Below are 21,728 nucleotides of genomic sequence, written 5' to 3'. Positions count from 1 at the left end.
GCTCCCGCTCCCGCTCCCGGTCTAGCGTCCGCGTCCCACGTCGGTCGTCTGCGTCCCGCATTGGCCGTTCGGCTTACGTGGCTGGCGTCCGGCGTTCGGCGTCCGCCCCCGCTACGGGTCTGCCGTCCGGCGCCGGTCGTCCGCGTTCCGCGTCGGCTGTCGGGCCGTGCCCCGGTCCGGCTTGCGCATCCGGTCCGCATCCCGCTTACGCGCCCGGCGTCCGGCTCGCGTCCGGCTCATTCGTCCGGGTCCGCGTTCGGCGTCGACACAACTTCCTGGAAACTGCTGCCTCCCGACCACCCCGACACAGCAACATCCAAGAAGTTGCGCAGATCTTGACCGCCCACCACCCACCGCCCACCTCCGACGCCAAGCGAGCGCGACGTGCGCCAAGCGTGCGCGAGGGCGCGCCAGGCGTGCACGAGGCGTGCAAGAGAACACCCGCCACTCGCCCTGCTGACCCGTGACCCAGCGAAAGGCGGGCACCCCGAAAGCCGCCACCGACCCTCGGACCGCGTCCACGAGAGGTTTCCGGGGGGAGCCCACCCGCGCAGGGATCAAGCCTGACCGCCCGGAGCGGGTGGGCTCCCCCCGGAAACCTCCACAGCGAGAAGAGGAATCACACCCCCTTGGGATGCCACACAGTCTTAGTCTCCAGCAACGCCGTCATCCGCCCCAGCCCCGGATCAGCGGACCAATCGTGCCCGGAGCCCACCGGACGGAGCACCCGCTTGAGGTTCTCCGCGGCCTTGATCTCCAGGTCGACCGCCAGGTCCGCGTCGGTGACCCCGGTCAGGTCGATCGCGTTGACGTCCATGTGGGCGGCCAGCGTGGGTACGGTCTCCGGCAGCCGCCCGGTGAGGATGTTGACGACGCCGCCGGGCAGGTCGGAGGTGGCGAGCACCTCGGCGAGGGTGATCGCGGCCAGTGGCGCTTCCGGGGAGGCGGCCACCACGACGGTGTTGCCGGTGACGATCGCCGGGGCGATCACGCTGACCAGGCCGAGCAGGGCCGGGCTGGCCGGGGCCACCACGGCGACCACGCCGGTCGGCTCGGGTGCGGAGAGGTTGAAGTAGGGGCCGGCGACCGGGTTCGCACCGCCGTACACCTGCGGCAGCTTGTCGGACCAGCCCGCGTACCAGACCCAGCGGTCGGTGGCGGCGTCGACTTCGTCGGCGGGTACGCCGAGACCGATGAACTGGTCGCGGCGGCCCTCCAGCATCTCGGCGACGCGGTAGAGGATCTGACCCCGGTTGTACGCGGTCGCCCCGGCCCAGCCCTTCACGGCGGCGCGGGCGGCGACTACGGCGTCCCGGGCGTCCTTGCGGGAGGCCAGCGACACGTTGGAGTCCTGCACGAGATACGACCGTCCCGACTCGCTACGCGGGAACTTCCCGCCGATGAAGAGCTTGTACGTCTTGCGTACCGCGACCCGCTCAGACATTGAGGTACGCCTCCAGCCCGTGCCGGCCGCCCTCGCGGCCGTAGCCCGACTCCTTGTAGCCGCCGAACGGCGAGGTGGGGTCGAACTTGTTGAACGTGTTGGCCCAGACGACTCCGGCGCGCAGCCGGTCGGCCATCCACAGGATGCGGGAACCCTTCTCGGTCCAGATTCCGGCGCTGAGCCCGTACGGCGTGTTGTTGGCCTTCTCCACGGCCTCGGCCGGGGTGCGGAAGGTCAGCACGGACAGCACCGGGCCGAAGATCTCCTCGCGGGCGATCCGGTGTGCCTGGGTGACGCCGGTGAAGATGGTCGGCGCGAACCAGAAGCCGCGGTCCGGGAGTTCGCACGGCGGTGACCAGCGCTGCGCGCCCTCGGCGGCGCCGGCCTCGGTCAGCTCGTGGATCCGGGCGAGCTGGGCGGCGGAGTTGATGGCACCGACGTCGGTGTTCTTGTCCAGCGGGTCACCGACGCGCAGCAGCGCCATCCGGCGCTTGAGCGATTCCAGCACCTGCTCGGCGACGGACTCCTGGACCAGCAGCCGGGAACCGGCGCAGCAGACGTGCCCCTGGTTGAAGAAGATGCCGTTGACGATGCCCTCGACCGCCTGGTCGACGGGGGCGTCGTCGAAGACGATGTTGGCGGCCTTGCCGCCGAGTTCCAGGGTGAGCTTCTTGCGGCTGCCGGCGACGGCGCGGGCGATGGCCCGGCCGACGTCGGTGGAGCCGGTGAACGCGACCTTGTCGACGCCGTCGTGTTCGACCAGGGCCCGGCCGGTCTCCCCGGCACCGGTGACGATGTTGACCACACCGGCCGGCAGGTCGGCCTGCTGGCAGATCTCGGCGAAGAGCAGCGCGGTCAGCGGGGTGGTCTCGGCGGGCTTGAGCACCACCGTATTGCCGGCGGCGAGGGCCGGGGCGATCTTCCAGGCCAGCATCAGCAGCGGGAAGTTCCACGGGATGACCTGCGCGGCGACGCCGAGCGGCCGTGGGTTCGCGCCGAAGCCGGCGTGCTCCAGCTTGTCGGCCCAGCCCGCGTAGTAGAAGAAGTGCGCGGCGACCAGCGGCAGGTCGACGTCGCGCGACTCCCGGATCGGCTTGCCGTTGTCCAGCGACTCGAGCACGGCCAGCTCACGCGAGCGTTCCTGGATGAGGCGGGCGATCCGGAACAGGTACTTGGCCCGGTCCCGGCCCGGCATCGGACCCCAGACCTTCTCGTACGCCTTCCGGGCGGCGCGGACGGCGCGGTCCACGTCCTGGCTGCCGCCCTCGGCGACCTCGGCGAGCACCTCCTCCGAGGAGGGGCTGATCGACTTGAAGCTGCCGCCGTCGGCCGGGTCGACGAAGGCGCCGTCGATGAACAGGCCGTAGGAGGGCTTGATCTCCACCACCGAGCGCGACTCGGGGGCGGGTGCGTATTCGAACATCGCGTTCAGTCCAGGGTGAAGTAGTCGGGGCCGGCATAGACACCGGTCGTCAGCTTGGTGCGCTGCATGAGCAGGTCGTTGAGGAGGCTGGACGCGCCGAAGCGGAACCAGTCCGGGTCCAGCCAGTCCGGCCCGACGGTCTCGTTGACCATGACCAGGTACTTGACGGCGTCCTTGGTGGTCTTGATGCCGCCGGCCGGCTTCACGCCGACCTGCCGACCGGTGGCGGCCCGGAAGTCGCGGACCGCCTCCAGCATGACCAGCGTCACCGGCAGGGTGGCCGCGACCGGAACCTTGCCGGTGGAGGTCTTGATGAAGTCGCCGCCGGCCAGCATCGCCAGCCAGGAGGCGCGGCGCACGTTGTCGTAGGTGGCCAGTTCGCCGGTCTCCAGGATCACCTTGAGGTGGGCGTCCCCGCAGGCCTCCTTGGTCGCCACGATCTCGTCGTACACCTCGGCGTAGCGACCGGCCAGGAACGCGCCCCGGTTGATCACCATGTCGATCTCGTCGGCGCCCGCCTCGACGGCGGCCCGGGTGTCGGCGAGCTTGATCTCCAAGGGCGCCTGGCCGGACGGGAACGAGGTCGCCACGCTGGCCAGGTGCACGGCAGACCCGCGCAGCACCTCGGCCACGTGGGGAACCATCGCGGGATAGACGCAGACCGCGCCGACGTGTGGGCAGGACGGGTCGGCCGGGTCGGGACGCAGCGCCTTGGCGGCGAGCGCGCGTACCTTGCCGGGGGTGTCCGCGCCTTCCAGCGTGGTGAGGTCGACCATTCGGATCGCGAGGTCGATCGCCTGTGCCTTGGCGGTGGTCTTGATGGAGCGGGTGCCGAGTTGGGCTGCCCGCTGCTCCGCGCCGACCTGATCCACGCCCGGTAGGCCGTGCAGGAAGGTCCGCAGAGCGGTCTCGGATCGTCCCAGCTCGGAGAGGTCCGACCGGGCCGACGTCGCTGTCGCCGTCATGCGCCGAAGTCTACGCAGGCGGGAGCCACCCGATCTTGATCATGATGGCGGGCGGGCGTCCCGGGTGAGCGACGTCGCTGCTCCGGGCCGGGGCCCGCGCGTCCGAGTCCGGGGCGGGTAGGTTGAGCGATCGTGGACGTACACGTCATTGACCATCCGCTCGCCCAGTCCCGGCTGACCGCCATGCGGGACGAACGGACCGACTCCGCCTCGTTCCGGGCGGCGCTGCACGAACTCACCACCATGCTGGTGTACGAGGCCGCGCGCTCCTTCCCGATCGAGCGGTACCCGGTGCAGACCCCGGTGACCGGCACCGAGGGCACCCGGCTGGCCAACCCGCCGCTGCTGGTGCCGGTGCTGCGCGCCGGTCTCGGCATGGCCGACGCCGCGCTGGGGCTGCTGCCGGAGTCGTCGATGGGCTTCGTCGGGCTGGCCCGGGACGAGGAGACCTTCGAACCGCGCGCCTACATGGAGTCGCTGCCCCGCGACCTGAGCGGCCTGCCGGTGCTGGTCCTGGACCCGATGCTGGCCACCGGTGGCTCGTTGGAGCACTGCTGCCGGCTGCTGGCCGAGCGCGGCTGCACCGACATCACGGTGCTCTGCGTACTCGCCGCACCGGCCGGCATCGCCCGGCTGGAGCGGTCCGGCCTGCCGCTGCGTCTGGTCACCGCGTCGATCGACGACGGTCTCAACGACAGCATGTTCATCGTGCCGGGTCTCGGTGACGCCGGGGACCGCCAGTTCGGCGGCATGCCCCGGTTCTGATCCGTCCGTCGTCGTCCCACGCTCGTGGTGGCGGGTTTGTCGTGCGGGCGGTGGCATCGAGCGGCTACCGTCTCGGGCCATGACTGGTGTTCCGCTCGCCGAGGAACTGCTCCTGCTGGCGTACGACGACGAAACCGGCAAGGCGACCATGCCCCGGATCAGCCTCGACCTGGGCATGGCCGCCGCCGTGTTGATCGAGCTGGCCCTGGCGGGCCGGATCGCGTACGCCGAAGGCGCTCTGACGGTGGTCGACGCGACACCGACGGGCGAGCCGATCACCGACGACGTGCTGTCCCGGATCGCGGCGGACACGCCGCACAGCCCGTCCTCCTGGGTGCAGCGGCTGCGGCACGGTCTGCGTGACAAGGTCCTCGGTGACCTGTGCGCACACGGGGTGGTCCGAGACGTCGACGAGACGGAGATGGGCTTCATCCACGTGCACCGCTACCCGGTGCTGGACCCCTCGGTGGAGGCGGAGACCCGCCAACGGCTCGCTGCCGCGCTGACCGGTGAAGCACCCGACGAGCGGACCGCCGCCCTGGCGACGCTGGTCGCCGTACTCCGGATGGAATCGGCGCTGGGAGCGACCGGCGAGGACGCCACCGAGGCCCTCCGCCGGTTGGAGGAGATCGCCAGTGGAGCGGGCTTCTCCGGCGAGGTGGGCCTGGAAAGCTCCGTGGTCCGCCCCTCGGTCGGCCTGGTGGTAGCCGCCCTCGGCCGCGCCGTCCAGGCCGCTCTCGGCCCCCGTCGCTGACCCGCCCGCCCCGCCGCCCTGCGCGCCGTCGCCGTGCCCTGTGCGCCGTCGCCGTGCCTCGCCGCTGCCCTGCGCGCCGATCATGGAGTTGTGGTCGCACGTTTGTGTTGATACGTCCACATCTGCGGCTGCCACGACTCCATGATCGACGCCGGACGCCGGACGCCGGACGCCGGACGCCGGACGCCGGACGTGGGGCGAGGGGTTAGGGGTTAGTGGGACAGGTGGGTGGTGCGGACGGCGGTGACGAAGGCGGACCAGGCGGTGGGCGTGACGGTGAGTGCCGGGCCGGTCGGGTCCTTGCTGTCGCGGATGCCGACGACGCCGGGCAGGTTGTCGGCGACCTCGACGCACTCGCCGCCGTTGGTGCCGCTGCGGGTGCTGGTGCGCCACGTCGCGCCGGTCAGGTCACTCATAGCACTCTCCCAGGATGGCATCGATCAACTCCATCGATTGTCCCTCCCCGAGCGCGACGGATTCCAGCCCCCGCCAGACCCGCACGTAGGCGGCGAACTCGTGCGGCTGGTCGAGATAGAGCGCGCCGGTGAGCCCCTCGACATAGACGGTGGGCGGTTCGGTCGGGCCGCCGAGCAGGGCCTCCGGGAAGTCGAGCAGCACGAAGGTGCCCGCCTCGGCGGCGAGCGGTGGGCCGGCGGCGAGCGGCAGGATGCGGATCGAGATGTTGTGCCGCTGCCCGACGGCCAGCAGGTGCCGGAGTTGCCCGGCCATCACCGCTCGGCCGGGCACCGGGCGGCGTAGCACCGCCTCGCTGAGCATCACGGTCAGCTCCGGGGCGGGTGGGAGCCGCCGGGTGAGCAGCCCCTGTCGCTGGATTCGGAAGTTCACCACCTTCTTGCGTTCCTCCTCGCCTAAGTCGGGCCGGTTGAGTAGGAAGAGGGCGGTGGCGTATTCGGGGGTTTGCAGGATTCCCGGCACCAGCTCGGCGTTGTAGTACCGCATACCGCTGGCCACATTCTCCAGCCCGACGTAGAGCGAAAACCAGGCCGGGATGGAGCGGCCGTACGCGTGCCACCACCCCTCGGCCTTGCTGACCTCGGCGAGCCCGACCAGCACGCTCGCCTGGTCGGGTGTTGCCTGGTAAAGCTCGCAGAGTACGCGCACGTCCGGGCCCCTGGCCGGGGAGAGGCCGCGCTCGATCCGCCAGATCTTCTGTCGCGAGCAGTCGAGCCGGTCGGCTGCCGCCTCGATGCTGACCCGGGCATCGACCCGCAGTTGGGTGAGCAGCCTGCCGAGCTGCCGTCGCGGGACGGTTGAACCGTTCGTTGCATGCACCGTGCAACACTCCTCAGTTCCAGAATGCAACCAATCCCCGTCATCGAGGAAACGTATTGCGAGCTCGTTTCCGCCGGATGCGGAAATGGCGATGGTTGATGGAGTGATGCTATTTGTCGACGCGCAATGCAGGCAAGCGGTAGCGCTCGGTGATTGTGCTCGGGTGTTAGGAGGGGTCCCCTGCTATGCACGAGGCGTTAGTAAGGTGCCCTTCCTTACATCCCTAAAGCCCGCGCAACCTCCAGCCGCAACTCGCCGACGGCCGCCGCCGCGCGAGCCCGGGCCGCGGCGACGTCACCGTCGGCGACCTGTTCCACCACCTCCAGGTACGCCTTGAGCTTCGGCTCGGTGCCGGAGGGCCGGATCACCACCCGGGCCGCCCCGGTACGCAGGATGACCACGTCCGCTTCGGGCAGCAGGTCCGCTGCCTCGGTGACCGGCTGACCGAGCAGCATGTCCGGAGTGGCCGCCCGGATCCGGGCCATCGCGTCGGCGATCAGACGCAGGTCGTCGACGCGGACCGAGAGTTGATCGGTGTGGTGGACGCCGAACTCGGCGGCCAACTCGTCCAGCCGGTCGGTGAGCGTACGGCCCTGGGTCTTGAGGTCGGCGGCCAACTCGGCCACGGTCAGCGCGGCGGTGATGCCGTCCTTGTCGCGTACGTGGTCGGGGGCGACGCAGTAGCCGAGCGCCTCCTCGTAGCCGAACGCCAGCGGCGGGGAGCCGTCCCCGGCCCGCACGATCCACTTGAACCCGGTCAGCGTCTCGCCGTACGGCAGGTTCCGGGCGGTGCACATCGCCCGCAGCAGCGACGACGAGACGATGGTGGTGGCGTACAGGCCGGTCACGCCGCGCCGCATCAGGTGGTCGGCGAGGAGCACCCCGACCTCGTCCCCGCGCAGCATCCGCCAGCCCGCTGCGCCGCTCGTCCCACCCGCGAAGGGGGCAGAGAGCGCGCCGCCCGGGGTCCGGACCGCCACGGCGCAGCGGTCGGCGTCGGGGTCGTTGGCGATGGCGAGGTCCGCGCCGGTGGTGTCGGCGAGCGCGACCAGCAGGTCCACCGCGCCCGGCTCCTCCGGGTTGGGGAAGCTGACGGTCGGGAAGTCGGCGTCCGGTTCGGCCTGCTCCGGCACCACCCCGGGGGTCGGGAAACCGGCGGCGGCGAAGGCGGCGGTGAGGACCGTCGCGCCGACGCCGTGCAGCGGGGTGTACGCCACCGTCAGGTCCCGGGGGCCGCCGGGCGGCACCACCTGCACCGCCCGCGACACGTACCCGGCCACCAGGTCGTCACCGAGCACCTGCCCGGCGGGACCGAGCGGCACCCGGGTCAGCGGGCCGACCGCCCGGATGGCGGCCTCGATGCCGGTGTCGGCCGGCGGCACGATCTGCGCCCCGGCGCCGGAGTCCCCGCCCAGTTCGGCACCGAGATAGACCTTGTAGCCGTTGTCCTGCGGCGGGTTGTGGCTCGCCGTCACCATCACTCCGGCGACCGCGTCCAGTTGCCGCACCGCGTACGCCAGGACGGGAGTGGGCAGCGGGCGGGGGAGGAGCACGGCCGGACGTCCCGCCCCGGTGGCCACCCGGGCGGTCTGCTCGGCGAACGCGCGGGAGCCGCGCCGGGCGTCGTACCCGATCACCAGCGGGCCGGTGCCGCCCTCGGCGGCGAGCCAGGCGACCAGCCCGGCGGCGGCCTGGGTGACCACGGCGAGGTTCATGCCGTTGGGGCCGGCGCGCAGCGGGCCGCGTAGCCCGGCCGTGCCGAAGGTCAGCGGCCCGGCGAAGCGGTCGGCCAGCTCGGCGGCGCTGTCCGGCAGCCGGTCGAGCACCGCTCGCAGTTCCGCCTGGTCAGCCGGGTCGGGGTCGTCGGCGAGCCAGCGCTGAGCCTGCTCGCGGATGGTGTCGATGTCAGTGGTCTCCGCCGCCATTGCCTCTTGATAGCACGGCGGCGGATCACCGGGGACGGCTCCCCGGCTGAGAGCGACCGGTCGCTCTCAGCCGGCGGAGGTGAGCTGGAACGACTTGAGCATCTCGTCGTAGATCGGCTTGCTCTCGTCGAACCGGGCGTCGCTGACGGTCAGATAGAAGGAGTAGATCCGGCCCTCGTGGGCCACCCCGTGCCAGACACCGTGCCGCCTGGCCTCGCCGTCACCGCAGGTGTACTCGAACTCGGCCGACGGCTTGCCGGCCAGTTCCTTGTCCGCCATCGAGATCTGCGTGTACGGCTTGGCGCAGGAGTTCGACCGGGTCCTGAGGTTGTTCTCCGCACTCTGCGCCCAGCGGGTCGAGCTGCCGGCCCACTTCTCGTTGAGGATGCGGACCCGGCGACCGCTGTCGTCCGGGTCGGTGTAGTCGATGTAGACGGCGCCGGCCGGAGCGGTCCGCTTCCAGCCCTTCGGCACGAGCATCTGCACGCCGCGCGCCGAGTGCTCCTGCATCTCGACCGGCTCCCCCTCGTCCGAGGAGTTGCCCGGCCCGGCGACCGGGTCGGTGACGGGCGGGTCACCGCCGCCGCCGGAGAGCGCCACCGCGCCGATCAGCAGGACCAGCACCAGGCCACCGGCCGCCGCGAGCTGGACCTTGCGCGGCCAGCCCTTCACGGTCTCGACCGCGCGGGCACCTGCGACCTTGGCCTTGTCGAGCGTGCCGCCGCCCCCACCGGCGGGCGGTGGTGGTGCGCCGTACGGCTGCCGGGGTGCCGCCGGCCAGCGACCGCCGTAGTCGCCGCCGAGCTGCTGGGTGGCCTCCGGCCGGGCACCGAACCCGTACGCCCCGGCACCGATGTGCTGCGTCGCGTCCGCGCCGATGCGCTGGGTGGCGTTCGCGCCGATGTGCTGGGTGGCGTCGGCGCCGATGCGTTGGGTGGCGTCCGCGCCGCCGATCCGCTGGGTGGCCTCCGCACCGCCGATGCGCTGGGTCGTCTCGGCCCCGCCGCCGTAGGTGCGGCCGGCGGACGAGGCGGCGTTCTGCTGACCCGGACGGGCCAACGCGTCGGCGCTGGTGTCCTCCATCGCGGCGGCACTGGTGGCGGCGGCCTTGCCGGGGCGCTCACCCCGGCTCAGCGCGGCCAGCCGGTCGGTCAGCGACTCACCGGGGGCGAGCATCGCCCGGCCGCCGATCTCACTCGCGGACGTGGACTTCTTGGCGGGGGCGACCGGCGCGGTGATCGGCGCGGACTGCTGCGGCACCGGCACCACAGAGTACGGGTCGGTCATCGAGTTGACCGCGGAGGCGGTGCTGCTCAGCGGGCCGGCGAGCAGTTCGCGCAGCATGGCGCGGGCGGTGTGCACGTCGAGCCGACGGGCCGGGTCCTTTTCCAGCAGGCCCATCAGCACCCGGGTCAGCGGGCCGCTGCGCTGCGGTGGGGCCGGCGGGTCCTCGACCACCGCGTGCATCGTCTCGATCGGGTCACCCCGGTCGAAGGGCGGCCGACCCTCCACGGCGGTGTAGAGCGTCACGCCGAGGGAGAAAAGGTCGCTGGGCGGGCCGAACTCCTGACCCATGGCCCGCTCGGGCGAGATGAAGTGCGGCGAGCCCAGCACCATCCCCGGCGTGGTGAGCTGCACGTCGGTGGGCATCCGGGCGACACCGAAGTCGGTCAGCACGCAGCGGCCGTCGGAGCAGATCAGCACGTTGGCCGGTTTGACGTCGCGGTGCAGCACCCCGATGGCGTGGGCCACCTCCAGTGCGCCGAGCAGTGCGATGCCGATCTTGGCGACCACCCGCTGGGCGATCGGCCCGTCCTCGATCACCATGTCGGCGAGGCTGCGGGCGTCCAGCAGCTCCATCACGATCCACGGGCGTCCGGCCTCGGTGACCACGTCGTACACCTGGACCACCGCCGGGTGGGCGATGGCGGCTGCCGCGCGGGCCTCGCGCAGGGTGCGTTCGTACATCGCGTCGCGGTCGCTGGGCGCCAGGCCGGGCGGCAGGACGACCTCCTTGACCGCCACGTCGCGCCGCAGAAGTGTGTCTGTGGCCCGCCAGACCGTGCCCATGCCACCGTTGCCCACCGTCGAACGCAACGAGTACCGGTCACCGATGACGGTGCCGGGTGTCGCGCGGCCGTTGGTGGGGGTGCTGACTGGTCCGCCGCTCCACGTCGGGATCTGAGTCACAGAAAAGCCACCGGGGGAAGTCGAGGGGGCTGGGACACAACCTCCCTATCTTGCTGGTTCAGACGCCCGATGCGAAACCCGGCGCGGCGGACGTTTACCGTCCGGAACGGTACGTGTGCAGGCCCTCACGTTGGGTGGTGCCTCCGGAGGGCCGACTGTGCGCTATCCCTCACCCAGTAACCAGCACATTCGTCCTACCATCCGGTGATGAGCGAACGGCGGCGGTCAAGCGAGTCCGGCTTCCCGATCGAGGGCGTCTACACGGCGGAGCACCTGCCGGGTGACCTGGACTCCCGGCTGGGCGCTCCCGGCGAGTACCCGTACACGCGTGGGGTCTATCCCACCATGTACACCTCCCGCCCGTGGACCATGCGTCAGTACGCCGGCTTCGGCACCGCCACCGAGTCCAACGCGCGGTACCACCAGTTGTTGCGGGCCGGCACCATGGGTCTCTCGGTCGCGTTCGACCTGCCCACCCAGATGGGGTACGACTCCGACGACCCGATCGCCTCGGGCGAGGTCGGCAAGGTCGGGGTCGCCATCGACTCCATCGAGGACATGCGGCTGCTCTTCGACGGCATCCCGCTGGACAAGGTCTCCACCTCGATGACGATCAACGCGCCGGGCTCGGTGCTGCTGCTGCTCTATCAGCTCGTCGCCGAGGAGAACGGGGTGCCGGGCGCCGCGCTCAACGGCACCATCCAGAACGACATCCTCAAGGAGTACATCGCCCGGGGCACCTACATCTTCCCGCCGAAGCCGTCGTTGCGCCTGGTCGCCGACACGTTCGGCTACTGCCGGGCCGAGGTGCCGAAGTGGAACACCATCTCGATCTCCGGCTACCACATGGCCGAGGCCGGCGCCTCCCCGGTGCAGGAGATCGCCTTCACGTTGGCCAACGGCGTCGAGTACGTCCGCGCCGCGATCGCCGCCGGGCTGGCCGTGGACGACTTCGCGCCCCGGCTGTCGTTCTTCTTCGTCGCCCGCACCACGCTGCTGGAGGAGGTGGCGAAGTTCCGGGCGGCCCGGCGGATCTGGGCCCGCTTGATGCGCGACGAGTTCGGGGCGAAGAACCCGAAGTCGATGATGCTGCGCTTCCACACCCAGACCGCGGGCGTGCAGTTGACCGCCCAGCAGCCCGAGGTGAACCTGGTCCGGGTCGCGGTACAGGGGCTGGGCGCGGTGCTCGGCGGCACGCAGTCGCTGCACACCAACAGCTTCGACGAGGCGATCGCGCTGCCCACCGAGAAGGCGGCCCGGTTGGCGCTGCGGACCCAACAGGTGCTCGCGTACGAGACGGACCTGACCGCCACGGTGGACCCGTTCGCCGGCTCGTACGTGGTGGAGGCGATGACCGCCGAGATCGAGGCGGCGGCGGACGCGCTGATGGGTCGGGTCTTCGAGTACGGGTCGTCGGTGGACGCCATCGAGGCGGGCTTCCAGAAGCGTGAGATCGAGCAGTCCGCGTACCAGATCGCGCAGGAAATCGACTCGGGCGAGCGGGTGGTGGTCGGGCTCAACCGCTTCACCATCGACGCCGAGGAGCCGTACGAGCCGCTGCGGGTCGACCCGGCCATCGAGGCGGCGCAGGGCGAGCGGCTGGCCAAGCTGCGCGCCGGGCGGGACGGCGCGGTCGTCGAGCGGGCCTTGAACGAGTTGCGGGAGGCCGCCTCGGGCACCGGCAACGTGCTCTATCCGATGAAGGCCGCCCTGCGCGAGCGGGCCACCGTCGGCGAGGTGTGCGGGGCGCTGCGCGAGGTGTGGGGCGTCTACCGCCCGACCGACCGGTTCTGAGCCGCTCGCCACTCTCACGGTCGCTGTACGTGTCGAAGCGGCCGTCTCCGGGTACTCCGCCCGAATGATCTCGTTGACGCACACCCTGTGCGGTCGGCGGCCGTCCGGACGTGTGAACGTCCACCGGTGCTGATCGCCGTGGGTGGTCGGGTAATTGTCGTACCGTCAGTTCATCGCGCCGACTAATGCGACAATTCGGAACGACGGGCGACGAGTTTCGACAAGATTCTCCGCCCGAGACGCCGATTACGCGTTGTAGGAGGTGGGGGGCGGATGACTGCGTACGAACGCGATCTACCTGCTGTCCAGCCCGTCTACGGGCACTCCAAGCAGGGCATATGTGACGCTGTGCGGTCCGATCATCACCGGAACGAGGTTGCGCAGAGTTACCTTCGGGGGTCTACGCTGTCTGCTGTCCCCGATGATCCATCCATTTCTAGTGATCGAGAATTCGACGTGACGAGTGCGTTGACTATGCCGACCGGCGAGCAATTGGCGTCGTCTTGGCCCGAGGCGCCACCGACCGGTGGCCAGCCCCTGCCGTCCGAGCTGGACCACCTGCTCGCCCTCCGGGTACCGGGCCTGATCGCCACGCGCCGTCACATTCACGCGCATCCGGAGCTGTCCGGTCAGGAGTTCGACACCGCCGCCCTGATCGCCCGGGAGCTCACCCTGGCCGGGCTCAGCCCCCGCATGCTGCCCAAGGGCAACGGGGTCATCTGCGACGTCGACGGCCGCCCCGACGGGCCGGTGATCGCGCTGCGCGCCGACATCGACGCGCTGCCGCTGACCGACGTCAAGGACGTGCCGTACCGCTCCACCGTGGACGGGGTCTGCCACGCCTGCGGGCACGACGTGCACACCACGATCCTGCTCGGCGTCGGCATGCTGCTCGCCCAGCTCGCCGACCTGGGCGAGCTGCCCGGCCGGGTCCGATTGATCTTCCAGCCGGCCGAGGAGATCCTGCCCTGCGGTTCGCTCGAAGTGATCGAGGCGGGCGGCCTGGACGACGTGGTGCAGATCTTCGCGCTGCACTGCGACCCGAACCAGCCGGTCGGCAAGGTCGGCCTGCGGGTCGGGCCGATCACCGCCGCCGCCGACAACGTCACGGTCCGGTTGACCGGACCGGGCGGGCACACCGCCCGCCCGCACCTGACCGTCGACCTGGTCGACGCGCTCGGTCGGCTGATCACCGAGGTGCCCGCGCTGATCAGCCGCCGGGTGCCGGCCAACAGCGGACTGCTGCTGGTCTTCGGACACGCCTCCGCCGGCACCCGCTACAACGTCATCCCCTCCGAGGCGTCCGCCTCCGGCACGCTGCGGGTGATGGACCGGGACGCCTGGGAACAGGCCCCGAAGATCGTCACGCAGGTGGTCCGGGACGTGATCGCCCCGACCGGGGCCACGGTCGACCTGGAGTACCTGCGGGGACGCCCGCCGGTCTGCAACGACGCGGCGGCCATCAACGTGCTGACCTCGGCCACCGTCGCCGCGCTCGGCCCGGAGGGCGTCGCCGAGACCCCGCAGAGCATGGGCGGCGAGGACTTCTCCTGGTATCTGGAGTACGTCCCCGGCGCGCTCGCCCGACTCGGGGTCGGCCGCTCCGGGCCGAACGTGGACCTGCACCGGGCGTCGTTCGACGTGGACGAACGGGCCATCCCGGCCGGCGTACGACTCATGGTGCAGACCGCGCTCCAGGCACTGGCGGCGGTTCGCTGACCGACGACGACCCGAGGTTCACCCCGGGCGGTGGCGGCGTGCCGACCGGCGCGACCAGCGCCGGCTCGGGGCGGACCCGGCGGCGTCGGCGACGGCTCAGCCACCACAGCGCCGCCAGCGGTACGCCGAGGACCAGCAGCCAGGGCAGCACCGCGCCGAGCACGGTGAGCAGGACCGTCATCGAGGCGAGGAAGACCGTCCAGCCCCCGCTCAGCCCGGCCAGGAATCCGATCTCCCGCTCCTCGTCGGGGGTGCTGGCGTCCGGCCCCACCAGGGTCACGGTGATCGTGGAGAGTGCGGTCAGGTCGGCCAGCCGCCGCTTCTTCGCCTCCAGCGAGGCGAGGTCCGCCTCCCGGCGGGCCAGCTCGTTCTCCAGGCTGACCAGGTCGGCGATCGAGTCGGCCCGGTCGAGCAGCCGGCGACCGCTCTCCACCCGGGCCCGCTGGGTGGCGATCCGCGCGTCGAGGTCGACGGTCTCCTCGGTGACGTCCTCGGTGTCGATCTGTCGGCGTTCCTGCCGACCGAGACCCGCCAACTCCTCGACCACCGGATAGAACCGGTCCGCCGGCACCCGCAGGGTCAGTTCCGCGACCGCGTCCGCGTTCGAGCTGCGGCGTTGGTCGCCGCCGACGAAACCACCCACCCGGGTGGCCGCACCGGTCGCCGCCCGTGCCGCGGCCTCCACGTCGTCCACCTGCACCCGGATGGATCCGGTGTAGACGATGGACCGCTGGTCGACCCGGGTGTCCGCCGCCGCGCCGGCACCGCCCCGCTGATCCGCCGGACCGGGCCGCTCACCCACCGGACCGGCGCCGTCCACGGCCTGTGGTGCGGCGGCCCGGCCCGCCTCGTTGGAGGTCGCCGCGCTGTCGCTGCCGCTGTCGCCGCTGCCGCAGCCGGTCACCACCAGCAGCATGACCAGCGCAGTCATTCCCGCCGCCGTGTGACGGCGGGTTCTTGTCGGTGTCATCAACGTTCCCTTCCTCTACCCGAGCGGGTGATAGCTCGGACGTCGAGCGCTGTCCCCCGGGTTCCGGCAGACTGCGCTCAGGACGGTCACGATTCGATATGGGAGGCATCACGATGCGGATCACCAAGTACGCCCACTCGTGCCTGCGGGTCGAGCACGACGGGGGAGTGCTGGTCGTCGATCCGGGCGTGTTCAGCGAGGCCGCCGTGGCGCTGGACGGGGCCGACGCGGTCCTGATCACCCACGAGCACCAGGACCACGTGGACGCCGAGGCGATCAACCGACAACTGGCCCGGCGGCCGTTCACCATCCACGGACCGGCCTCGGTGGCCGGACCGCTCGGCGACGCGGCCGAGGCGCTGCGCCCGGTCGCTCCCGGTGACGCGTTCACCGCCGCCGGTGTCCCGGTCCGCGCCTACGGCGGCCGGCACGCGGTGATCCACCCCGACATCCCGCTCGTCGACAACCTCGGCTACCTGCTCGACGAGGTGGTCTACCACCCGGGTGACGCGCTGTTCGTGCCGGACGACATCCAGGTCGACACGCTCTTCGCCCCGATTCACGCACCCTGGTCGAAGTTCTCCGAGGTGGTCGACTTCATCCGGGCGGTGTCCCCGCGCCGGGTCTTCGCGCTGCACGACGCCCTGCTCAACACCCACGGCCTCGCCGTACTCGACCGGCAGTACACCGCCCTGTCCGGCAGCGAGTACCAGCGGCTGGAGCCGGGCAGCCGAATCGACGGCTGAGCCGATGCCTGAACCTCCGTCCGACCCGGTGGCGCAGCTCTACCGCACGCCACCGGACCGGTTCGTCGCCGCCCGGGACGCCGCGGTGGCGCAGGCCCGGCGCGCCGGGGACGGGCGGAGGGCCCGCGAGATCGCCCGACTGCGCCGCCCCACGGTGGCCGCCTGGCTGGTCAACCTGCTCGCCGTCGAGCGTCCCGAGCTGGTCGACGACCTGGCGCAGTTGGCCGACGCGTTGCGGGACGCCCAGCGCGAGCTGCGCGGCCCGCGCCTGCGGGAGCTGTCCGCGCAGCGGCGGTCCGTGGTCTCCGCCCTGGTCGCCGAGGTACGCCGGCTCGCCGCCGAGGTGCCGGGGGCGCCGTCGGCCGGGAAGCTGCCGTTGGCCGAGGTCGAGGCGACCCTGAACGCGGCCCTCGCCGACCCCGGCGTGGCCGAGCAGGTACGGTCCGGTCGGCTGCTTCGCCCGGCCCACTACGCCGGGTTCGGCGAGGTGCCCCGGCCACAGTTGCGGCTGGTCACCGGCGGGGAGGAGCCGCCCGCACCGGCGACACCCGCCCGCCCGCCGGACCGCGGCGCGATGCGTGCCGAACAGGCCCGACGAGCCGCCCGAGCCGAGTTGGCCCGCCGCCGCAAGGCGCTGGAGAAAGAGCTGGCCCGGGCGCGTACCGACCAGGAACGGGCCGAGACGGACCTCGACGCGGCGCAGTCCGCTGAGCGCGACGGGACGGCAGCCCTGGACGCCGTCGAGACGGAACTGGCCGAGCTGGAGCGCCGCCGGGCCGTCGCCGAGCAGGAACTGAGCCGGTCCCGACTGGCCCGCCGGGCCGCCGAACGGTCCGCCGCCGTCGCCCAGCGACGCACCGGGGAGGTGGAGGCCGCGATGGAGGCGTTGACCGCCGAGGAGGGGGATGCCGAGCGGGGCGACGGCGCGGCAGACTGATCCGTCATGGACGGACCTTCGGTCGGATCCTTCGTGGACGGACCCTCCGGCGGCTGCGCTCCGGGCGGGACGGCATGACCCCGGAACAGGTGGCGGCGGCCAGCAAGCCGGCGGTGCTCGCGCTCGGCGAGGCGTACGGCCGGTGCCCCACCACGCTGCGTCGGGCCCGGCTGCTCGGCATCTCCGGCTGGGCCTTCTACGTCACCGGGCGCGCCGGGGCACTCGGTGACGTACGCGCCGAGACGGTCGCCGCCGCGCTCGGGTTCATCGCCCCCGACGCCGTCGCCGACGGCTGGGACGCCGCCGCCCGCACCGTACGCCCCACCGAGGTGGCCGCCGCCAGCATGGCCGAGTGCTGCCGCTGGGGCGAGGACCGGTTGGCCGCGCTGCCCCACGTCGACCGGCTGGCCACCCTCGTGGAACGGACCGTCGCGGCGGCCGACGCCAGCGCCATGCCGCTCTTCGCCGCCTGGCGGGCCGTGCCCTCCGAGCCCGGGAGCCCCGGTGCCCGGGCCGCCGCCGGGCTGCGCCTGCTCCGCGAACACTTCACCGGCGCGCACCTGGTGGCCGTACGGGCCTGCGGGATGACGCCGCTGGAGGCGGTGCTGGCCGGGCCGGAGGGCGAGAGCGGGGCGGTGGCCTGCGGGTGGCCGCCGCCGTACCCGCCGGTCGGGCCGTTGGTGCGTCGCCGGCTCTGGGCCGAGGCGGTGACCGACCGCCTGGTGGCGCCCGCCTTCGCCGCGCTCGGCCCGACCGAGGGCGCCGAACTGGTCGAGTTGTTGACCGAGGCGCGGGCGCACACGCAGGGCTGACCGGACGCGCACACGCAGGGCTGACCGGGCGTGGCCGGCTGTGACCGGCGTCCGGCTCGGCGGGGGTGCCGGGCGGGGTGCCGCCGGTCGGTAGCAGACTGGGGGCTGTGGGAGACGCGCTAGGCCGACGCCGTGCCGGTGGGGCGGGACCGCAGCTCGACGACGTAGTCGTCCGGCGCGCCCGCCTTCTCGGCGGCGTTCGCGATCTCCGAGACGTACCACGAGGTGGGCAGACCACCCTCGTAGCCGTCGAAGACGTAGACCCAGGCCGTCACGTCGCCGTCCAGCGTCGAGACCCGGACGGTCAGCTTCCGGTACGTGCCGGAGGTGACGCCCTCGATCTCGTCGAGCTGGGCCGCGTCGTACGGGTGGATGTCGTAGAGCGCGACGAAGACCCGGTCGCCGGGGGATTCGACCACGGTGCTGACGGCACCCTCCCAGCCGATGACGTCCTCACCGGCGAAGGTGAGCCGCCAGCCCTCCAGCCAGCCGATGCCCACCATGGGGGAATGCGGGCAGTAGGCACGCATTCGGGCAGGGTCCAGGTTCGAGCCGTAGGCGGCGTAGAGACGCACGGCGATGACGATAGCCCGCCGGGCGGGTGGGGGAGAATACGACGGTGCGTGTCGGACGCGTCGGGGAGAAGAAAGTCACTGTGAGCATGGACGAAGGGCGGTCGTGGTGAGCCAGATCGTGATCATCGGCGGGGGGCCGGCCGGTTACGAGGCCGCGCTGGTCGCCGCTCAGCTGGACGCCGCCGTGACCGTGGTGGAGGCCGACGGCGCGGGCGGTGCCTGCGTGCTGTCCGACTGCGTACCGTCGAAGACGTTCATCGCCAGCTCCGAGGTGGTGACCGGATACCGGGACACCGAGGTGTTCGGGGTGCACTCCGACGGACTGGAGGCGGTCACCGTCGACGCCCGGGCGGTCCACGAGCGGGTCAAGCGGCTCGCCCTGGCGCAGTCCTCGGACATCCACGCGAAGCTGCTCAAGGCCGGCGTCACCTTCGTCTCCGGTCGGGCCCGGCTGGGCGAGGACACCCTCGGCCACACCCACCGGGTGATCGTCACGCCGGACGGGGGCGATGCGCCGTACTCGATCAGTGCCTCGACGGTGCTGGTCGCCACCGGCGCCACCCCGCGCCAACTGCCCACCGCCGTGCCCGACGGCGAGCGCATCCTCACCTGGCGGCAGGTGTACGACCTGCCCGAGCTGCCCGAGCACCTGATCGTGGTCGGCTCCGGCGTGACCGGCGCCGAGTTCGCCAGCGCCTATCTGGCGATGGGCGTCGAGGTGACCCTGGTCTCCAGTCGGGACCGCGTGATGCCGCACGAGGACGCCGACGCGGCGCAGGCCATCGAGCGGGTCTTCCGCGCCCGGGGCATGAGCATCCTGAACAATTCCCGCGCCGAGGGGGTCCGCCGGACCGACGACGGCGTCGAGGTCGTCCTCTCCGACGGTCGCAAGGTGTACGGCTCGCACGCGCTGATCGCGGTCGGCTCGATCCCCAACACCGAGGAGCTGGGCCTGGCCGAGTACGGCGTCACGCTGGCCCGGGGCGGGTACGTGACCGTGGACCGGGTCTCCCGCACCAACGTCCCGGGCATCTACGCGGCCGGCGACTGCACCGGCGTCCTGCCGCTGGCCAGTGTCGCCGCCATGCAGGGCCGGATCGCCATGTGGCACGCGCTCGGTGAGGCGGTCCGGCCGCTGCGGCTGCGGACCGTCTCGGCGAACGTCTTCACCGACCCCGAGTTGGCCACCGTGGGCGTGTCGCAGGACGAGATGGACGCCGGCAAGGTGCCGGCCCGGCAGGTGATGCTGCCGTTGGCCGGTAACGCCCGGGCGAAGATGGACGAGGTGGCCGACGGGTTCGTCAAGCTGTTCTGCCGCCCGGCCAGCGGTCAGGTGATCGGTGGCGTGGTGGTGGCGCCGAAGGCGAGCGAGCTGATCCTGCCGATCACCATGGCGGTGGAGAACAACCTCACCGTCAACGAGCTGGCGCAGACCATCACCATCTATCCCAGCCTCTCCGGCTCCCTCACCGAGGCCGCCCGCCAACTCATGCTCCACGAACTGGAGTAACCGCCCCCACCCTCCCTCCGACGGTGGCCAGGACGGTGAGCAGGGCTACCTCGGCGAGGATGAGGGCGCGCTCGATCAGGCCGTAGTACGCGCGGTCGCCGGGGTAGGCGGACCAGACCATCACGGCGGCGAGCAGCAGGCTGGCGATCGTCAGCCCGCGCAGCCAGCGGGCGGTGCGGGCGGTGGCGGGCAACTGCGCGGCGATCAGCCAACCTGCGAGCGGCAGGGCCAGGAAGGCGACCACCGAGGCGTACCGGTGCACGTAGGCGGCGGTGCCCATCTCGGTCCCGGGCGGGTTGGTGGGTATCAGTCCGGCCAGCAGCAGCCCGCCGGCCCAGGCCGCGACCAGCACCTGGGCCGTGCCGACGCGACCACGACGCGTACCGGCCGCTCCGGTGGGTCGGTCGAGGCGGCGTAGTCCCAGGACGAGCACGGCGGAGGCTGCGGCGAGGGTGAGCATGGCGAGGTGGATGGCCCCGCCGGACTCGGAGACGGCGTAGTCGCTGACGGTCAGGCTCAGCGGGTCCAGACCGTCGACACCCGCGTGGCCGATCACGGCGAGCAGCGCCGCGAGGACGATGCCGCCGAGCGTCAGCGTCGCGCTGTTCCGGGTTACAGGCATGGCTCAGCCTGTCGCGACGGGCACCTCAGACGGATCCGGGACGAGCACCGAAATCCGCCCCCGGGGGCACCCCGAGCGGCAATCCGGCTTTACCCGGTGACCGACCTCGGGGTGCCGGTGCGGGTCGATCCGTCGTGGTGCGGTCGTCTCTGTCCGATCACTGGGCGAGTTGACCGGAACATACCGAGAGTGACGGAGTGTCCGACATCACCCCGTCGGTCGGCGGCCGTGATGACCAGCCACACGTGTCCCGGAACGGGGTCGACGGGCAAGCTTCGGTGCCACTACCAGGGACATCGGGCAGAGTCGTCGTCGATCGACGGTCGCGGGATCGGGCTCGGGACGCGTACCGTTGTCGGCGCGCGGCCCGGCGTGGCGTCGGGTCCCCCGTTCCTGACGCCCGGGCCGCCGCCGGGCCGCTGGCAGGTCCCGTGCCAGCGGCCCGGCCACCTCCCGGCCTGGTCGTCGCGGTGACGCGGAGTGACGTGTGGCGGGTCAGGCGCCGACGATCTCGCGGAGCGCCTTCACGTGGTCGGCGTACGCGCTCGCGCCCTCGGGGGTGAGGGAGAGCCACAGCCTGCTGTGCGCGTCCCGCGCGGCGCGGTCCTGCCGGACGTAGCCGGCGTCCACGAGTTGCGTCAGGTGCTTGCTTAGGGCGGATTTGGAGAGCCCGAGATGATCCTGCAGGCGCTGGAACTCGACCCGGTGCGCGGCGCTGAGCATGGCGCAGATTCGCAACCGGTGCGGTGCGTGGATCTTCTCGTTGAACAACGGGGTCTCAGGCATCGCCGAATTCCCGCCGGTACGCCCGGCCGGTGCGCAGCACGATGCCCGCCGACACGGCGGCGCCGACGATCCAGACCCAGCGGGCGTCGGTGAGTGCCGACAGCGCCCAGGTCAGGGCGAAGCAACCGAAGACGGCGGCCAGGAACGGGGCGATGTCGCCCGCCTTGACCGCCGCCCAGGAGACCCCGTCCTGGTTGAGCCAGTACCGGCAGCCGAGCACGATGGCCGCGATGCTCACGGCGAGGCTCGCCTTGCCCACGTGGGCGGGGGGCAGGAGATGCACCAGGTGCAGGGCGGCCATGGCTGCCGACATCGCGACGAAGAACCATCGCGGGAACGGGGGGTAGCGGACCGCGTTCTCGTCGTCGGTGAGCTGTCGAAGCGTCTCCCGGGCCTGATCGGGGGTGGGTCTTGTTTCCATAGAGGAAACTGTAGGGCCGAGTTTCCATGTCGGCAACTCGTCGTGTGGGTCCGATCGTGGTCTGCCGCCGCCCGCTG

20 protein-coding genes are annotated in these 21,728 nt (G+C 71.9%); 8 read left to right on the top strand and 12 right to left on the bottom strand.

Features of this window, described 5'->3' with window-relative positions; all coding sequences use genetic code 11:
* Positions 1 to 619: 619 nt before the first annotated feature.
* Genes ACIBO1_RS02050 through deoC form a run of 3 tightly spaced genes read right to left on the bottom strand, consistent with a single transcriptional unit; the run spans position 620 to position 3,832 of the window.
* Positions 620 to 1,444 (bottom strand): aldehyde dehydrogenase family protein, encoded by an 825-nt coding sequence (locus ACIBO1_RS02050; protein ID WP_396740723.1) that lies wholly within the window; start codon positions 1,442 to 1,444, stop codon positions 620 to 622.
* A complete protein-coding gene (locus ACIBO1_RS02045) occupies positions 1,437 to 2,867 on the bottom strand; it encodes an aldehyde dehydrogenase family protein (protein WP_396740722.1) in 1,431 nt (476 codons plus the stop codon). Before ACIBO1_RS02045 ends, ACIBO1_RS02050 begins: the two co-directional genes overlap by 8 nt.
* A gap of 5 nt (positions 2,868 to 2,872) precedes the next feature.
* Positions 2,873 to 3,832 (bottom strand): deoxyribose-phosphate aldolase, encoded by a 960-nt coding sequence (gene deoC / locus ACIBO1_RS02040; protein WP_396692499.1) that lies wholly within the window; start codon positions 3,830 to 3,832, stop codon positions 2,873 to 2,875.
* A gap of 132 nt (positions 3,833 to 3,964) precedes the next feature.
* On the opposite strand from deoC, the gene upp reads away from it, so the two are divergent.
* Entirely contained in the window at positions 3,965 to 4,597 is a 633-nt protein-coding gene (gene upp / locus ACIBO1_RS02035) for a uracil phosphoribosyltransferase (protein WP_396740720.1), read from the top strand.
* A 79-nt stretch (positions 4,598 to 4,676) separates the two neighbouring features.
* Positions 4,677 to 5,351 carry a GPP34 family phosphoprotein gene (locus tag ACIBO1_RS02030; RefSeq protein WP_176092542.1) on the top strand — a complete coding sequence of 225 codons (675 nt, stop codon included), beginning with the start codon at positions 4,677 to 4,679 and terminating at the stop codon, positions 5,349 to 5,351.
* Between the two features lie 212 nt (positions 5,352 to 5,563).
* Here the strand turns inward: ACIBO1_RS02030 and ACIBO1_RS02025 are convergent, their stop codons facing one another.
* The 4 genes from ACIBO1_RS02025 to ACIBO1_RS02010 all read right to left on the bottom strand — a co-directional run bounded on the left by ACIBO1_RS02025 (position 5,564) and on the right by ACIBO1_RS02010 (position 10,759).
* Positions 5,564 to 5,767 (bottom strand): DUF397 domain-containing protein, encoded by a 204-nt coding sequence (locus ACIBO1_RS02025; RefSeq protein WP_396740719.1) that lies wholly within the window; start codon positions 5,765 to 5,767, stop codon positions 5,564 to 5,566.
* On the bottom strand, positions 5,760 to 6,644 hold the full coding sequence (locus tag ACIBO1_RS02020) for a helix-turn-helix domain-containing protein (protein WP_396740717.1): 885 nt from the start codon (positions 6,642 to 6,644) through the stop codon (positions 5,760 to 5,762). The genes ACIBO1_RS02025 and ACIBO1_RS02020 overlap by 8 nt, the downstream gene beginning before the upstream one ends.
* A 215-nt stretch (positions 6,645 to 6,859) precedes the next feature.
* On the bottom strand, positions 6,860 to 8,569 hold the full coding sequence (locus tag ACIBO1_RS02015) for a phospho-sugar mutase (RefSeq protein ID WP_396740715.1): 1,710 nt from the start codon (positions 8,567 to 8,569) through the stop codon (positions 6,860 to 6,862).
* A 66-nt stretch (positions 8,570 to 8,635) separates the two neighbouring features.
* On the bottom strand, positions 8,636 to 10,759 hold the full coding sequence (locus ACIBO1_RS02010) for a serine/threonine-protein kinase (RefSeq protein WP_396740713.1): 2,124 nt from the start codon (positions 10,757 to 10,759) through the stop codon (positions 8,636 to 8,638).
* Between the two features lie 207 nt (positions 10,760 to 10,966).
* Here ACIBO1_RS02010 and ACIBO1_RS02005 point away from each other — a divergent pair, with 207 nt between their 5' ends.
* Complete coding sequence (locus tag ACIBO1_RS02005) at positions 10,967 to 12,553, top strand: methylmalonyl-CoA mutase (RefSeq protein WP_396740712.1); 1,587 nt, start codon at positions 10,967 to 10,969, stop codon at positions 12,551 to 12,553.
* A 456-nt stretch (positions 12,554 to 13,009) separates the two neighbouring features.
* Positions 13,010 to 14,272: an amidohydrolase gene (locus ACIBO1_RS02000; RefSeq protein WP_396740710.1), complete on the top strand. Its 1,263-nt coding sequence runs from the start codon at positions 13,010 to 13,012 to the stop codon at positions 14,270 to 14,272.
* On the opposite strand, the gene ACIBO1_RS01995 is transcribed toward ACIBO1_RS02000, so the two are convergent.
* Positions 14,229 to 15,203 (bottom strand): DUF4349 domain-containing protein, encoded by a 975-nt coding sequence (locus ACIBO1_RS01995; RefSeq protein ID WP_396740708.1) that lies wholly within the window; start codon positions 15,201 to 15,203, stop codon positions 14,229 to 14,231. The genes ACIBO1_RS02000 and ACIBO1_RS01995 overlap by 44 nt on opposite strands.
* A 152-nt stretch (positions 15,204 to 15,355) precedes the next feature.
* On the opposite strand from ACIBO1_RS01995, the gene ACIBO1_RS01990 reads away from it, so the two are divergent.
* From ACIBO1_RS01990 to ACIBO1_RS01980, 3 genes are all read left to right on the top strand, one after another.
* On the top strand, positions 15,356 to 15,988 hold the full coding sequence (locus ACIBO1_RS01990; RefSeq protein ID WP_396740706.1) for an MBL fold metallo-hydrolase: 633 nt from the start codon (positions 15,356 to 15,358) through the stop codon (positions 15,986 to 15,988).
* Between the two features lie 4 nt (positions 15,989 to 15,992).
* On the top strand, positions 15,993 to 16,925 hold the full coding sequence (locus ACIBO1_RS01985) for a hypothetical protein (protein WP_396740704.1): 933 nt from the start codon (positions 15,993 to 15,995) through the stop codon (positions 16,923 to 16,925).
* Between the two features lie 74 nt (positions 16,926 to 16,999).
* The gene (locus ACIBO1_RS01980) at positions 17,000 to 17,737 is read left to right on the top strand and encodes a hypothetical protein (protein ID WP_396740702.1); all 738 of its coding nucleotides are present in this window, start codon (positions 17,000 to 17,002) and stop codon (positions 17,735 to 17,737) included.
* 119 nt (positions 17,738 to 17,856) lie between these two features.
* Here the strand turns inward: ACIBO1_RS01980 and ACIBO1_RS01975 are convergent, their stop codons facing one another.
* Positions 17,857 to 18,312, bottom strand: a complete 456-nt coding sequence (locus tag ACIBO1_RS01975) for a gamma-glutamylcyclotransferase (RefSeq protein WP_350695781.1) — start codon at positions 18,310 to 18,312, stop codon at positions 17,857 to 17,859.
* Positions 18,313 to 18,418: 106 nt separating this feature from the next.
* On the opposite strand from ACIBO1_RS01975, the gene ACIBO1_RS01970 reads away from it, so the two are divergent.
* Complete coding sequence (locus ACIBO1_RS01970) at positions 18,419 to 19,822, top strand: NAD(P)H-quinone dehydrogenase (protein WP_396740700.1); 1,404 nt, start codon at positions 18,419 to 18,421, stop codon at positions 19,820 to 19,822.
* On the opposite strand, the gene ACIBO1_RS01965 is transcribed toward ACIBO1_RS01970, so the two are convergent.
* The 3 genes from ACIBO1_RS01965 to ACIBO1_RS01955 form a co-directional block, all read right to left on the bottom strand.
* Positions 19,800 to 20,444 carry a DUF998 domain-containing protein gene (locus ACIBO1_RS01965; protein WP_396740698.1) on the bottom strand — a complete coding sequence of 215 codons (645 nt, stop codon included), beginning with the start codon at positions 20,442 to 20,444 and terminating at the stop codon, positions 19,800 to 19,802. The genes ACIBO1_RS01970 and ACIBO1_RS01965 overlap by 23 nt on opposite strands.
* Before the next feature lie 495 nt (positions 20,445 to 20,939).
* A complete protein-coding gene (locus ACIBO1_RS01960) occupies positions 20,940 to 21,230 on the bottom strand; it encodes a transcriptional regulator (RefSeq protein ID WP_396740696.1) in 291 nt (96 codons plus the stop codon).
* Positions 21,223 to 21,651 (bottom strand): hypothetical protein, encoded by a 429-nt coding sequence (locus ACIBO1_RS01955; RefSeq protein ID WP_396740694.1) that lies wholly within the window; start codon positions 21,649 to 21,651, stop codon positions 21,223 to 21,225. The genes ACIBO1_RS01960 and ACIBO1_RS01955 overlap by 8 nt, the downstream gene beginning before the upstream one ends.
* Between the last annotated feature and the right edge of the window lie 77 nt (positions 21,652 to 21,728).

The sequence above is a fragment of the Micromonospora sp. NPDC049903 genome (assembly GCF_044460945.1).
Classification (GTDB): domain Bacteria; phylum Actinomycetota; class Actinomycetes; order Mycobacteriales; family Micromonosporaceae; genus Micromonospora.
Note: the sequence above shows the minus strand (reverse complement) of the source record. Positions and strands in the feature narration are given on the sequence as shown.